Raw genomic sequence first — 13,961 nt, 5'->3', positions numbered from 1 at the left:
CTCGCTACAGCGCTACTAACGGCGCGCTCGCGAGCGGCTTCGTAACCGCCAGCTACACCACTTGATGGGACACGACCGCCAATCGGACAGACCCTCATATGACCGTTAATTCCACGTCAGGAATTTGCACGTGGACCTTCTTGGCCGATGCCGACAATTCCAAGCCGCGATGGGTTGTCAAAATTACCTAAAGCAAGCGCACGCAGTTCGGACTGAGAACGACCCAAAAGTTCGAAAACTTTCAGCAAACCCAGGCGAACTCGACGCTGCTGCCGACAATCACGCGGCATGGCGGCGATAGGAAAAATACGCCCCCTCAATAGTGGGTCTGGCGATGTAGCGGTCTCCCGCTACCATCAATACAGCGTTAGGCGCCTCTCCTGGTTTGCGGTTTGCCAGGTTGAGGAGCTCCGCCAGCGCACCGTGGACCTTGAGCTCAATCTGCCCCCTGTCCTCCGTCGGTATGATCTCGATCCTCGCAACTAGCGAGCGGATAACCGGCCTCCTCGGCGGCCGCATCCCAGCGTGCCTAATGCGAAATCAGCTTCGGCCTTCTTGCGTAGAGCCGCCATATCCGGCCCCTTGCCAAGCACTTCATTGAGCGCTTCGATCGAGTGGATCGTCACGTCCTCACCCTCTGGCAGGCGGACGGTCGCACAAGGAAAGCCGACGCTCTCGACCAGGCGCTGCTGCCTGCGGCAGAGCCGCTCGGTCAGCTTGTGGGCTGTCTCCCATTCACGCTGATTACCGATGCGGATCGCGTCGATGAGGGCGAGATAGGCGTAGAACCGTTTATCTTTCTCGCAGGCCTCCGGCACGCTTTTGAACAGCGGATCGACCGATTGACACATGTCTTTCGCGTGCGCTTGGGGCCAGACGCAGATGAGATTGCCGGCGCTGTGGAGGCGCTCTGGTCATAGCCTAGAGCGGCTCAGTGGACTCGCCCAACTGCTTTAACTCTTTGTTTTCACGCAATTCCGGACGGAAAACCGCTTCGCACTTTTCCTGGAATTGCTTTAGCCGTCAACCACGGCATCGGACCGCCTGTCATAGGCTGTCATCCAATCTTCTGCAGCACCACCAAAGGACTCGATTGCGTCCTGGCCCAGAATTCCCCGCGATCGAGCAAATGCCTCAAAGGCAAGGCGAGCCGTTTCAGCGTCCTTGTCATCTGCAAGCGCAGACCGAAAAAGCGCAAGTGTGGCCGCATGCGTTGGGCTGCGGACCCCGACCCATTCGTCAAGAAGCTGATAGGCGTCCATGACAGATGACACCTCATGCGCAAAGCCAAGTTCCACAATCACTTTAATAGGGCGAGTGAATCGCTTGGGCGTCATTGCTGAGCTCCGTTAACCGCGACCGGTAGTCCGACTGCCACCAGCTGAGCACCTGAGGCGGGCGGCCAAGGACCATCTGTGGCCTCAAGGATGCATCATGGTCTGGCAAGTATTCAAGTAGGTCTTACGGACTAAGATCTTCCGGCGAATTCAGGAGCCGCGCGTACTTGCAGGCAGCTGCAATAGATCGCGGTTGGGGCCGGTACATTCATTGCTCGGTACAGCACGCCAGAGCGGCTTTTCAAATATGTACCTTGCAGGTTGCATACTGTCCGGAAATCGTTCGGCTGGGGAAGGACCTTGTAGACAGTCGAGGAGTACAGGTTCCCGTTACGGCCCCCGACCAGGTCACCAGAAGGGCCTGATCTTGGCGTCGGCTACGCAAGGGTCGATCGCCAGCGCGATGCTACTGCCGATCTTTGGCTTCCGCACGCACGAGCCGCCCAAGCAAAAGCGCGAAACGGTAGACTTTTGTCCGACCCGTTCTTCCATCCCGCAGTTCAGGACGGCAAAGAGCGCGCGAAAGTGCTTCGGCTCGCCTTTCGTCGATCTCCAGCATCACATTCTCGCACGTGTCTGCAGCCCCACAACCAGGGCATCTCAAAAGATTCGATGGTCGTGTCTCATCGCCGACAAGAGCAAGTTTGCACCTGTTGCAGCCGAGCCGCAGTGTGTTTCCTATCATGATGGTTATCCCAGCGCTCGCCAAAGGTTCACCTCTGACGCCGGATGGGAGATGCAATTAAGGGACCATATGCGGGTGACCCATAACGGCACACCTTTGACGCTGCGAACCCGGGCAGAGCCTGCCTTGGAGCGTGAGGATGCAAGAGCCCGTCGTCCCACTTTGCAATGAATCAGTTGCACCAAGCCGCTATTCTCGCGGCTTGAGCCGCTCAAAAAGTCTGGTTATAAGCGCCGACTTCCGGACTGCGGCGCAGCACGGCGTCGACGGCATCGAACATCTGCCGGCGACGCTCGGACGAGACCGGGCTTTCGACGACCACGACCAGTTCCGGCTTGTTCGACGAGGCGCGCACCAGACCCCAGGTGCCGTCCTCGGCAACGACGCGCACGCCATTGACGGTGACGAGGTCCGCGATCTTCTGGCCGGCGAAACTGCCACCGTCCCGCTGCATCGCCTGAAAATCGGAAACCACCCGTTCGACGACGCCGTACTTCACCTCGTCCGCGCAGTGCGGAGACATGGTGGGCGTGCCGAAGGTCAGCGGCAGCGCACGGTAGAGATCGGCCATCGAACTGGCCGGGTTGCGGTCCAGCATCTGGCAGATGGCGATTGCCGTGACCAACCCGTCGTCATAACCGCGCCCGATCGGAGGGTTGAAGAAGAAATGACCTGACTTTTCGAAGCCGGCGACCGCGCCGAGTTCGGCAACGCGGCGCTTGATGTAGGAATGGCCGGTCTTCCAGTAGTCGGTAGCCGCGCCATTGGCGCGCAGCACCGCGTCGGTGTTGAACAGTCCGGTCGACTTGACGTCGACGACAAAGGTCGAACCCGGATGGAGCCGCGAAATATCCCGCGCGAGCATGACGCCGACCTTGTCGGCAAAGATCTCGTTGCCTTCATTGTCGACGACGCCGCAGCGGTCGCCGTCGCCATCGAAACCCAGCCCGACATCGGCCCCTGTCTCCAGCACCTTGTCCCTGATGGCATGCAGCATCTGCATGTCCTCCGGATTGGGATTGTAGCGCGGGAAGGTGTGGTCGAGTTCGACATCGAGCGGGATCACCTCGCAGCCTATGCGCTGCAAGGCTTCCGGGGCAAAGGCGCCGGCAGTGCCATTGCCGCAAGCGGCAACCACTTTGAGCTTTCGTGTTAAGCGCTTGCCCCTGGTCAGGTCGTCGAGATAGGTGGCGCGAAAATTGGAAACGAAATCATAAGAGCCGCCGCCTGTAAGGTCGAAATCGCCGGCCAGCACGATCGCCTTCAGCGCGCTCATCTCCTCGGGCCCGAAGGTCAGCGGCCGCGCCGCACCCATCTTGACGCCGGTCCAGCCATTTTCGTTGTGCGAGGCAGTGACCATCGCCACCGACTGCGTCTCCAGTGCGAACTGCGCGAAATAGGCCATCGGCGACAGCGCCAGGCCGATGTCCTTCACCCGTGCGCCGGCCGCCATCAGTCCGGAAACCAATGCCAGCTTGATGCCAAGCGAATAGGAACGGAAATCATGTCCGGTGACGATGTCGGGTCCAACGCCGAGACGGCGGATCATCGTGCCCAGCCCCATACCCAGCGCCTGAACGCCGATCAGGTTAAGTTCGGGCGCGACCTGTCCAAACCACCAGCGCGCATCATATTCTCGAAAGCCGCATGCCTTGATCAGCGCAGAGGATTCAAACGCGAACGTGTTGGGCCGGGCTTCGGCAATGAAATTCAGAGGCACGACAGGAAACTCCGAACGGATGCAAACGACATAATGCGGTTGTCGAGGCGGTAGCTTACCGGAACCATTCCTCGGGCCTATCTATCAGTTTGGTTGAGCCTGTCGCGTCAGCCATCGAGCAAGTGTGTCGGGGGTTTTCGATGGCCTGCTGTACAGTTTGGCGCCCTCAGCGGCAGGCCGACACTGCTTTTGGGATCGCGACAGCTGTCGCGCTACGTGGTGTTTTCTGCCGGCCAATCATGCTTTAATATTTTGTGATCGATGCGATTTGAGTTCTCCACAACCGTCTCCGGTTGACCATCTGCGGTTGCTAGAATGTTGCGGGAGAATGCCCTAAGCAGCCTTGAGCAAGATGCAAAACCCTCTGCTCTGACGATCGGTTTGTTGTTAAGCGCGGAGGCAAAATGCCACTGTTTTTTTTCGATGTCCGGGACGGCAAATCCCATTTTCCCGACACGGAGGGCACCCACTACGTTGGTGCGCTTGAGGCCCGGGTAGACGCAGTCAGAATGCTAGTCGCTATGGCGCAGGACGAAGTTCAGGGCGAGTTGCAAAGCAAACTTTCGGTAATTGTGTCCGACGAAAGCCGTCGCCCCGTCATGGAAGCAAATATTGATTGCAATATAAAAGTCTTCTGAAAATTCCCAAAACCCGGGTCAACTTCGCACGAACGGGTTGCCCTGGAACGATATAGCCGTGCGATGCGCAGGTGAGCTTAGACAAGCTTGTGGCGTCGGGCGCTCATCACTTCGATGTCGCGGTTGACGCTGACGCTGCCCGTTTCCCGCCCTAGCTAATAGCTCGGCCTTCCACTCACGGACATGCCCGTATTGGTCGCTTCCCTGGCAGCTTTGCCGCCCTGCGGCCAAGCATCCTTTTTGGCAACAGAAGGCCCTAACGGTAAGCAGGATGGTGCGTGTTGTTTGCGGGCACGACCTTGCTTCAATTCTTCGGCACAGCTTGCACGCTCCGAAAGGTCTGGCGGCAGCCCTCCTGCTCGTTGCCGGGCCGACCGGCGCCCCAGCCAAGGGCGTTCGCGCCCGGGGATCGCCGGTCACTCGACATCGCCGTCCATTTTGAACATGACCGGGCCCTGACTCATCGCTAGCAACCTTTGCCGTCGCGAAGCCAATGCGGCGGAACCGGAGTACACGACGTTGGCCCCGCCATGGCCGGACGCCGGGGCAGATCGTTCCAATGCGGCCATGGTGCGCCGAGCGCTGGCTCTCGTGGCGCAAACGACTGCAAGTGCGATGAAAAAGAGGATGCCTGGATCAGCGCTGCCGCCCGACACCGACATGGCAATTATGCTTGCAAGGGCCGCATTCCTGACGCTCGCCACGACGGCATCTGTTTCTGGATCCACCCATTCCCGAACCGCCCCCCTAGCCAGGACACACAGGAGGACACCCATCATAAGCGACCCGAACAAGCCCAACTGGGACAGGACAGCAATCGGCCAACTTGATGCTCTTGAGCTGCCGAACCCCACGCCCAGTCCGCTGGTATCGAGAAACGACTGCAGGCTCTTCACATTCCAATACGTGCGTTCATGGCCCGACCCGGAGTCTGCTTTGTTGATGATGGTGCTGTTGATCAGCCTGACGAACGGGTCAAACGCCTCGGCCTTGTAAAGACTTATGCCCAATATGGCGGCCCCGCCCACCACCATGAGAGCCATTATCAGTATCTCTTCGCTCTCGACTTTTCCCCTCAGGACCGAGGCCAGCATCGACAAAGCAACCGGGATGCATAGCAGTGTCAGCCCTACGTAAGCTGTCGACGAAGTCGACAGAATGGTCAGGAAGAGCAAGATGGCAGATAGCCATTTGGCCAGCGGTGATTTCGTCTTTCTCCAGTAGCTGTAGCAGAATGCCAGACAGGCGAGGGAAACGCTGGCGAATGACGAGGCCTCCGAAAAAGGTCCGGTAATCCGCACGAATCCTGCCTCCGTCGCGTTCGATATGATCGCGTAGTTGGCGGTTCTAATCGGGGCCAGCAGGTCTCCCGCGCCCACGTTCTTGCTGATGAAATCGAAGACTCCCATCCCCGCGTGGAGGCCGCACCACAAGAAGAAGCCGCGCCGGACCTGCTCGATCCGGTCTGAGTGCAGCAGCAGCGCGCAAAGCGCTATAGCGGTGAGTCCACCAAGAATGAAATACGCGGTCTGAGAAATGTTGCCGGAAACCGGCGCCAAAGAATCTTCTATGACTATGCCGCGGGTCTTGGACTGCACGAATACGGCGGTCTGTCCGGCAAAGAACCTCGGAAACAACCATGATCCGATGATTGCGTACAGCATTAGGCTTGTCAGGATCCAGACCGGCCGGATGCTTCCGAACACGATTCCAAGATCAAGCCATATACGGCGTCTTGCGGCGACGGCCGTGACGAGCAAGGCCGCGAACATGGTATAGATCAACGGAGATGACCCGCCCAGAAAGGTCAGTGTCATGACGGCCGTCGCGCCGAAAGCCTGGGAAGCGATCAAGCCGATGATCAGCATTCCCCTTGAATAGTAGGACGTGACCAAAATAGCCGCGCATATTAGCAGTCCCGGCAGAGACACCTGCATGCCGACGAGTTCCCGCTTAGTTGGCCCGGTGACGCGGATACAACGAGCTGTCCGATCGCTGATCTTTCGACAGCTGAATGCCCCGGGCAAGTGAGTCAAAGGGGGTAGCCTTCCACCGGCGAAGGTAGGTCGCGCGAATGCTCGTCCCCACGTCCCTTGCGAGGTCTTGATAATCAAGGTGATGGTGCGCCCAAAAGCGCTGAGGGCTGAATGGTCGAATGGCCCCTTCAAAGTCGCACTAAACATGCACCTGATCACGATGGGAGAACAGAACAGATCGGCGAAGGAGCGGGAAGCGGGTCGTACCCTCCCGCGAATGGCTAAGCCTTGGTTCCGGCAGGCCCCCTAAAGAACGCCTCGACCCGGGAAGCCGACGATCTTACTACAGTCGCACGCAGTTTTTGCTTTCAGGCAGAAAACCTGTGTCAATGCAGACGCATAGAAGGCCGGGGAGCGGAGAGTTCCACAACAGGAGGAGAGGCGATATGACCAACCAGGGAGTATATCGCGCGTTAGGGCTCAAGCAGGTTAGGCAACTCAAGGAAGTTTACGAGTGTGCACGGGCCGTGAAGGCCAACTACCCTGAGAGCCATATCGCCAGCAAGGCCGCCAAAAGGCTGATCGACGCCTTCGAAGCCGAGATCCAGAATGGCGGACCCGTTCTGGACTCATATTGGCTGACCGAGAGCGATCCCCAGGGGATTGCCTGAGCCCGAGCTTAACATCGCGGAACTCTGTATGGGTAAGTGCGGCGGGGCCGTGTGCTGCTTCGGAGCCACATGTCCGCACGGGATGCTGGCGGATTTGCCTTGCCATTCCCAATTAATCGAGCTGGCATTTGCCGCATCGTCCAAGGAGCGCCAGGGAGCTTCCCTACCCGGTCCTTTCCTTTCGTTGATCGTTGCGCGAAGCAGGCGCTTAGATGACAGTGCCGGCGCCTGTGCAGTCAACCGAGGTTTTGGAGATACGCGGCTTTTGACTTGCCGGGAGAGGGAAGCGGCCCTCGGCTACGCCTATTGGATGAGGACCGCCGAGGCAGCCATCGCCGGATGAGTTCACGTTCAGAGCGTTGCATACGTCGTGCGGTATTCAGACGCTCCACAGGGACGATCGACTGGCCAGCGCACATGTTTACCCAAACCCTAGCGCCCGCGGCGGGGTTCGCCATCAGTGTTTTTCGCAGATTCGAAAATTTAACGAAATGTTAATCTATGTTAGCGCCGGCTGATAAATAGCCCATAAGCTCAGGTTGTTCTAGTTGGGGTTGGGAATAGGGAACAGCAGTGGGTGCAAGGCTGGGCAATTCCAGCTGAACCTCCCAAAACGGTGGGCACTAAATTTTCAATTCTGAAGGAACTGAAGGTTGAGGAGCTATTTGGCCGCAAGGCGGATTGCGTGGAAAAGGGTGGGCAAAAGTATGGGTTCCATATTAGGACTGCATAACACTTCGGCAGATCAGGCAGAAATCCCGTCCGGCAGAACGGGAATGGTCCATCAACCAGCAGGCAGGGAATGTCTGCTCATCCTGGACGGAAGGGCGCTCGACCGCGAATGTCTCGCATCGGCTTTGGAAGATCACGAACTCGGCATGGCCGTCGAGGCCATGGGATCGATTGCAGAATGGCGCGTGAAAGAGGGGATGACGCTTGCAGCCATTCTCTTCAACCTGGGTGGCCGGAAAGTCACCGACCAGGGTATCGCGGACCAGATCAGGCGAATTTCGTCCGAATTCAAGTCGGTGCCCGTGGTGATTTTGGCGGACACAGAAGACCTTGCACAGATACTGACGGCTCTCGAATGTGGCGCACGTGGCTACATTCCAACCTCTGTGGGGATCGACGTCTGTGTCGAGGCAATCAATCTTGCGGCAGCCGGAGGCATCTTCGTTCCGGCAAGTAGCGTTCTGTCTATGCGGCACCTTATAGATTCAGGCAGCCGTGACGCGCCCTTGACCGGCATGTTCACGCTCAGGCAGGCTGAGGTCGCGCAGGCGCTCCGACGCGGCAAGGCCAACAAGATCATCGCCTTTGAACTGAACCTGCGCGAAAGCACGGTGAAGGTGCACATCCGCAACATCATGAAGAAGCTCAAGGCTACCAACCGCACGGAAGTCGCATACAAGGTCAATGATCTCTTCGCGGAAGGAGCTCCGGCCGAAAGGTGATCGCAATCACGAAAAGCCCGCCACGGTAGCGACCCGGGCGGGCTTGATCCTGAGCGGCTACATCCTGAGGAATCGGCCGCTCCTAGCTGTTTACCCATAAGGTTCGTTCCCGTGAATGCGTGATCACGTAGGGGACGGCTATTTGGCAGCATCGACTGGAACTTCCGGGATGTCCGCGGGTCAGTGATCGTAGTTCGCGGCAGCCGCGGCGCCATGCTCATGAGCGTTTCGGACACGCGAACTGTTCTGCCAGGTTCCTAGCATTGACCCTACTTCAACCAAGCTGCGTTGGATTAGCTGATCCCGGCATGAGGAAACGTTGCGCGAGCGCATTCGCTAGCACAGGCAGTTGGCGCGTTTGCTGCACCAGACCGCAGGACCGCGTCTTCCATCCACTATATTCCATCCACCATAAGTGCTAAAGGGGTGACCTTATGGAGAACGCGAAAATCCAGTGCCAGACATCTAGACTTTCCATCGAACTGGAGCAGTCCGCATGCCTGAGCAAAGCCTCTGTTTTCGCAAATCGGGACGCCTTCAAGAACGTGCCCGTGAGCTGATCCCGGGCGGCAGCCACACCTACGCGAAGGGCGCGGATCAGTATCCCGTTCTAGCGCCGGGCTTTATCGAACGTGGTCTGGGGTGCTACGTCTGGGATGTCGATGGGAACCAATACATCGAATACGGCATGGGCAACCGTTCCGTCGGGCTGGGGCATGCCTACCCAACTGTGCTCAGGGCGGTGGAGGCGGCGCTCGCCGGCGGAGCCAACTTCACGCGCCCCGCAAGGATCGAAGTTGACTGCGCCGAAACGTTCCTTGAACTCGTCGGCGCCCAGATGGTAAAATTCTGCAAGGACGGATCCGACGCGACTTCAGGGGCTGTCCGCCTTGCCCGCGCGTATACGGGTCGTGATCTCGTCGCATGCTGCGCCGACCATCCCTTCTTTTCCACAGACGATTGGTTCATCGGGACCACACCGATGAATGCAGGAATTCCAGAAGCGGTTCGAAACCTGACCCTCACTTTCCGGTTCAACGACATCGCTAGCGTGAAGGATTTGTTCGACAAGCACCCGGGCAAGGTGGCCGCCCTGATCTTGGAACCTTCCCGAGGCGACGATCCGGCGGACGGCTTCCTGCATAATGTCCAGCGTCTTTGCCGCGAAAACGGCGCGCTGTTCATACTCGACGAAATGATCACCGGGTTCAGGTGGCATGCAGCGGGAGCACAAAGGCTCTATGGCATCGAACCGGACTTGTCGACATTCGGCAAGGCTCTTGGCAATGGATTTTCGGTCTCCGCCCTGGCAGGCAAACGCGAATATATGCGGCTCGGCGGGCTCGAGCATACGGATCGCCCCCGCGTGTTTCTGCTGTCGACCACGCATGGCGCGGAAACCCACGCGCTTGCCGCGGCCATCGCGACCGTGCGGGTTTATCGGGACCAATCCGTCATCGAACACCTGCACCGTCAGGGAACGAAATTGAAGGAAGCTATCACAGAGGTTTCCAGACGCCATGGAGTGGATCGGCACTTCAAAGTTGTCGGCCGTCCCAGTTGTCTCGCCTACGCCACGCTTGACCAGGACGGCAAGCCCTCGCAGACATACCGTTCCCTGTTCCTGCAGGAGACGATCAAGCGTGGTGTCCTCATGCCATCTCTCGTCGTCAGCTACACGCACGACGACGCGGCCGTCATGAAAACCATCGAAGCCGTCGATGGTGCCCTGGCCGTGTACGCACAGGCCCTGGATTCGGGAGCAAGCCAATTTTTGGTCGGCCGCCCCTCGCAGGTCGTCTTCCGTCGCTTCAACAATGGCGATGCGCAGGCCCAGATACCGGCGGTCCCCAGAACCCTCGGGCAGCGAGCAGTGAGACCAAACGGCAATTCAGAAAGCCACCGGCTCTTGTCGACTTCATGACGCTGGTCAGCCCAGATCTGGCAGAGCGTGCTACCCCAAAAGAATTAGGCCTAGGTGACGGCGCAATTCTGGTCGTGGAAGATCACGTGCTGGTCCGCATGGATATTGTATCCGGCTTGGAGGATGCGGGTTTCGTGATCGTCAGTGCGAAAAATGCGGAGCTTGCTATTGAGATGTTCGATGCAGACCCACCAAGGATCCGCCCACTGGTTACCGACGTTCGTCTAGGCAGTGGAAAGCTGGGATGGGAAATCGCCAGGCATTTGCGCCACGCCGTTCCTGCGATGCCGGTCATCTATGTCAGTGGCGAAAGCGCCAGGAATTGGGGTAAACACGGCGTTCCAAACAGCATCATGATTTCAAAGCCGTTCGAAATGGCGCGTCTCGTAACGGAGCTGTCCAACCTTCTTGATCAGCTATCACTAGGTGAGCACATCGCACCGGCCGACGCCCTGATTTTAACCTAACCCATGCACCACCGCTTTTTATTCTCTTTTTCGTCCCGAAGATCGCCAACAAGGTCGGGATGTTTCCTGAAGGCACAGCGCGGTCCGAAGCCCTTCTCGAGGAACCATGTGCCCCTTGGTTCAGACAAATCCACAAGCAAATCGTGGCGGAAAATCCGCTAAAGAAGTCTGGCTTTTCTGAGTGTAAACGCCTCGGCGAAATGTTCGGGGGCCCTGCACTCCATCCCGCGCAGTCTCGCGAGCCCCGCGAATGTGTCACGGTCGAACCAGTCCTTGGAGCGCTGCGTGCCGAAGTGCTCTTGCAGGAGGTCGATCTTGCGATCCAGCACTGCGGCAGAGAGCGGCACGTACGCATTTGGCTGGCCAAGATCGCCATCCCATTTGGGAATCTCGTATTCGATCACGAGATGATCGCGAAAGACATTCCAGGTCAGTTGATTGACCTCCCGATGATCTTGATGGGCATCGAACCTCGCGTGTGTCAGCACCAGGTCGGCATGGACGCGGGATCTTAGATCTATCAACCATTGCTTTATCGCCCGGCTATGGGCCGGGAAATAGCTGTCTTCGAAATCCGCGATGTCGATGACGGACGACTTCGATCCTTTCAGGAACGCTTCGGCCGAAGCGCTGGCCTCGACCGACCGCTGGCCGCCGGCGCTCAGCACACACCAGTGGACGTCCAGTTTCACCCCGGACGCGATCAGACCGAGGATAGTGCCCCCGGCGCCGATCTCGATGTCGTCGGAATGGGCGCCGAGGCAGAGGATCGAGAGTTCCTCCCCGCGACGTGCGAGACCAAGTCCTCTCATGAACCAGCCATTACCAAACCGCGCCTGGTTTTTTCGGCGGTAACTTTTCTATTCCAGGGCATATCGCCCCGTTCGACCATGTCTTCGAGCGATTGCCAATCGCGCAGCGTATCCATCGATCGCCAGAAGCCATCGTGCTTGTACGCCATGAGCATGTTGTCGTCGATCAGTCGCCTGAAAGGCTCCAGAACGAGCTCCTCGCCATCGCGCATATAGTCGAAGATTTGCGGGCGGAACAAGAAGTAGCCGCCGTTGATCCAGATCTCCGAGGTATCGGTTGTACGGAACTCACGCACGCGACCGTCTTCCGCGATATCGGCCAAATGGTATGTCAGCGGTGCGCGCACCGCGAGAAAACAGCCGATCTTACCGCTGGCTTCGAACTTCGCGACCACGTCGTCGAGATCGACGTTGGTCAGACCATCGGAGTAGTTGGCCAGGAACATCTTCTCGTTCTTGACTTGGTCCCTTGCCGCCCAGAGGCGTTCGCCGATGTTACGCCAGACCCCCGTATCAAGCAGGGTAATGCTCCAGTCCTTGACTTGATCTCCCAGCAGTTTCACGTCTTGACCTCCCTGCGTGACCACGCAATCGGAAAAGGTCTGCGGCCGTGTGTTGAGGAAGAAATCCTTGATGACATTGGCTTTGTAGCCCAGGCACAAGACGAATTCGTCATGTCCATAGTCGCTGTACCACTGCATAACGTGGCGCAGGATCGGCTGGTGGCCAAGCGGGATCATCGGCTTGGGTATACTGTCGGAATAGTCGCGGATCCGGGTCCCGCGACCGCCGCAGAAAAGGACGACTTTCATCTGCCTAACTCCGATGGATCGATCACCGCCACAAACGGAATTGGGACCACAAACCTTGCACCCCAGGCGGCGACATGGCGCATCTGTTCGATGATCTCGTCCTTCAGGTTCCACGGGAGGATCAGGATGTAATCTGGCCGGACTTCGTCGATGGCATCGACGGATTTGATCGGGATATGCATCCCCGGGGTGAAGCGACCATGCTTGTAAGGATTGCGGTCGACCGTGAAGTCAAGGAAGTCGGTGCCGATAGCGCAGTAATTGAGCAGCGTGTTGCCCTTGCCTGGAGCGCCGTAGCCACAAATCTTCCTCCCTTCGTTTTTGGCCGAGATAAGGAACGCCAAGAGGTCGCGCTTGGCACGCTGCGCCCTGTGACCGAAGGAGGCATAGGTGACCATCTCCGTTAGCCCGTGGCGCTTTTCTCGCTCGAGAAGTCTGTCCACTCTGTCATCCTTGCCCCAGCGACTGCCCTCATGGGCGAGATAGACGCGCAGCGAGCCGCCATGGGTGGGCAACTCCTCGACGTCGATCAGCCGCAATCCGTGGCGCGCCGCCATCAGCTCGACCGTCAGCAGCGAGAAATATGAGAAATGCTCATGATAAATCGTGTCGAACTGGTTCTCCGCCATCAGCCGCTCGATGTGTGGAAATTCGAGCGTGACCACGCCCTGAGGTTTGAGTAGGATTTTCATCCCAGCGACGAAGTCATTGAGGTCCGGCACCTGTGCCAGCACGTTGTTGCCGATGATTAGGTCGGCGCAATGTCCTTCGCCCACCATTTGATTTGCCAGCCGAACCCCGAAGAAGTCGACCCGGGTGGCCACGCCTTTCTCGATCGCGGCGCGCGCAACATTGGCTGCCGGTTCGACGCCCAGTACAGGAACGCCCAGTGGCAAAAAGTGCTGCAGCAGGTAACCATCGTTGCTTGCGAGCTCCACCGCAAGACTGTCACAGCCAAGCCCAAGCCGTCTGGTGATCGCCTCGCAATACACTTTCGAATGGGCCACCCAGCTGGTGGAGAACGAAGAGAAATAGGCATATTCGCTGAAAATGGTCTCGGGGCTCAGATACTCCTTGAGCTGCACCAGGTAGCAAGTGTCGCAGACAAGCACGTTGAGCGGATAGTAGGCTTCCATTTGGTCAAGCTGCTCGGCCTGCAGGAAGCTTTCGCACGGTGGAGACATGCCTAGATCGACCAATGTGTGGCGCAGGCGCGACCCGCAGAGCCTGCAACCGACATTCCGGCTTGCCGCACTGTGACCGCGAACCGTTTCGATAGCCTGAATGTTCATTCCCCGCTCCTGTTCGCTGCCTAACGGAGACGCAGTGCGCTACGCAGAACCCATGCCTGCCGCGCCTCCGTAGGCAGATGACGGCAGGTTAGGATCCAGCCCTCTCCGGTTCGATTTGCCAATCCGTCGGGTGCATTAATCCTTATAGCGAGCCGGCGGCGGCGATGCCGACG

General features: G+C 58.3%; 12 protein-coding genes. 5 read left to right on the top strand and 7 right to left on the bottom strand.

All coding sequences use genetic code 11. From position 1 onward, the window contains the following. Positions 1 to 482: 482 nt before the first annotated feature. The 3 genes from LB536_RS13205 to LB536_RS13195 all read right to left on the bottom strand — a co-directional run bounded on the left by LB536_RS13205 (position 483) and on the right by LB536_RS13195 (position 3,742). Positions 483 to 851, bottom strand: a complete 369-nt coding sequence (locus LB536_RS13205) for a hypothetical protein (protein WP_224592914.1) — start codon at positions 849 to 851, stop codon at positions 483 to 485. A gap of 165 nt (positions 852 to 1,016) precedes the next feature. Next, positions 1,017 to 1,337: a DUF982 domain-containing protein gene (locus LB536_RS13200; protein ID WP_224592911.1), complete on the bottom strand. Its 321-nt coding sequence runs from the start codon at positions 1,335 to 1,337 to the stop codon at positions 1,017 to 1,019. An 896-nt stretch (positions 1,338 to 2,233) separates the two neighbouring features. Continuing rightward, positions 2,234 to 3,742, bottom strand: coding sequence for a phosphomannomutase/phosphoglucomutase (locus LB536_RS13195; RefSeq protein ID WP_224592908.1), 1,509 nt, complete (start codon positions 3,740 to 3,742; stop codon positions 2,234 to 2,236). A 404-nt stretch (positions 3,743 to 4,146) separates the two neighbouring features. Here LB536_RS13195 and LB536_RS13190 point away from each other — a divergent pair, with 404 nt between their 5' ends. Continuing rightward, the gene (locus tag LB536_RS13190) at positions 4,147 to 4,380 is read left to right on the top strand and encodes a DUF6894 family protein (protein WP_140765871.1); all 234 of its coding nucleotides are present in this window, start codon (positions 4,147 to 4,149) and stop codon (positions 4,378 to 4,380) included. Positions 4,381 to 4,796: 416 nt separating this feature from the next. Here LB536_RS13190 and LB536_RS13185 read toward each other — a convergent pair whose 3' ends face one another. Further along, positions 4,797 to 6,317, bottom strand: a complete 1,521-nt coding sequence (locus tag LB536_RS13185; protein WP_224592906.1) for a hypothetical protein — start codon at positions 6,315 to 6,317, stop codon at positions 4,797 to 4,799. A 485-nt stretch (positions 6,318 to 6,802) separates the two neighbouring features. Here LB536_RS13185 and LB536_RS13180 point away from each other — a divergent pair, with 485 nt between their 5' ends. The 4 genes from LB536_RS13180 (at position 6,803) to LB536_RS13165 (ending at position 10,872) form a co-directional block, all read left to right on the top strand. Beyond that, positions 6,803 to 7,027, top strand: a complete 225-nt coding sequence (locus LB536_RS13180; protein ID WP_224592903.1) for a hypothetical protein — start codon at positions 6,803 to 6,805, stop codon at positions 7,025 to 7,027. 776 nt (positions 7,028 to 7,803) lie between these two features. Further along, on the top strand, positions 7,804 to 8,481 hold the full coding sequence (locus LB536_RS13175; protein WP_140765875.1) for a response regulator transcription factor: 678 nt from the start codon (positions 7,804 to 7,806) through the stop codon (positions 8,479 to 8,481). A 496-nt stretch (positions 8,482 to 8,977) separates the two neighbouring features. Next, a complete protein-coding gene (locus tag LB536_RS13170) occupies positions 8,978 to 10,405 on the top strand; it encodes a glutamate-1-semialdehyde 2,1-aminomutase (RefSeq protein ID WP_224592900.1) in 1,428 nt (475 codons plus the stop codon). Then, a complete protein-coding gene (locus LB536_RS13165; protein WP_224592894.1) occupies positions 10,402 to 10,872 on the top strand; it encodes a response regulator in 471 nt (156 codons plus the stop codon). Before LB536_RS13170 ends, LB536_RS13165 begins: the two co-directional genes overlap by 4 nt. Before the next feature lie 158 nt (positions 10,873 to 11,030). Here LB536_RS13165 and LB536_RS13160 read toward each other — a convergent pair whose 3' ends face one another. From LB536_RS13160 to LB536_RS13150, 3 genes are read right to left on the bottom strand one after another with little or no spacing between them, the layout of a single operon-like run. Beyond that, complete coding sequence (locus LB536_RS13160; RefSeq protein WP_140764563.1) at positions 11,031 to 11,684, bottom strand: PIG-L deacetylase family protein; 654 nt, start codon at positions 11,682 to 11,684, stop codon at positions 11,031 to 11,033. Further along, positions 11,681 to 12,496 carry a sugar phosphate nucleotidyltransferase gene (locus tag LB536_RS13155; RefSeq protein WP_140764566.1) on the bottom strand — a complete coding sequence of 272 codons (816 nt, stop codon included), beginning with the start codon at positions 12,494 to 12,496 and terminating at the stop codon, positions 11,681 to 11,683. The genes LB536_RS13160 and LB536_RS13155 overlap by 4 nt, the downstream gene beginning before the upstream one ends. Continuing rightward, positions 12,493 to 13,788, bottom strand: coding sequence for a class I SAM-dependent methyltransferase (locus LB536_RS13150; protein ID WP_224592891.1), 1,296 nt, complete (start codon positions 13,786 to 13,788; stop codon positions 12,493 to 12,495). Before LB536_RS13150 ends, LB536_RS13155 begins: the two co-directional genes overlap by 4 nt. Between the last annotated feature and the right edge of the window lie 173 nt (positions 13,789 to 13,961).

Origin of the sequence: Mesorhizobium sp. ES1-3, from assembly GCF_020164795.1 — a bacterium.
Classification (GTDB): domain Bacteria; phylum Pseudomonadota; class Alphaproteobacteria; order Rhizobiales; family Rhizobiaceae; genus Mesorhizobium.
Note: the sequence above shows the minus strand (reverse complement) of the source record. Positions and strands in the feature narration are given on the sequence as shown.